The organism is Salifodinibacter halophilus (assembly GCA_012999515.1).
GTDB classification, from domain to species: Bacteria; Pseudomonadota; Gammaproteobacteria; order Nevskiales; family Salinisphaeraceae; genus Salifodinibacter; species Salifodinibacter halophilus.
Map to the genome: position 1 here is coordinate 1 of JABEEB010000584.1, position 245 is coordinate 245.

Sequence of the window (245 nt, forward strand, 5' to 3'; positions counted from 1 at the left end):
CCGCGCCGCGCTCAGCGGCGTGCATCGCGAAGATCCGCACATCCAGGTCAAGCTCGCCCACGCGTTGCTGGAAGCCGGCGAACCGGCGCAGGCGCGGCAACTGCTCGACGAACTGATCGCCAAGCGCCCGGATTTCCGCTCGCCGGAAGGCCACCTGACCTATGCGCGCGCGGTCGCCGCGCAAGGCGACAAGAGCAACGCGAAGGAAGAGTTCGAAGCGTTGACCGCTTACAGCAGCGGCTTCG

At 67.8% G+C, this 245-nt stretch carries 1 protein-coding gene; it reads left to right on the forward strand.

Going from position 1 to position 245, the window contains the following annotated elements; genetic code table 11:
• The coding region (locus tag HKX41_12920; GenBank protein NNC25037.1) for a tetratricopeptide repeat protein at positions 1-245 on the forward strand (245 nt) is incomplete at both ends.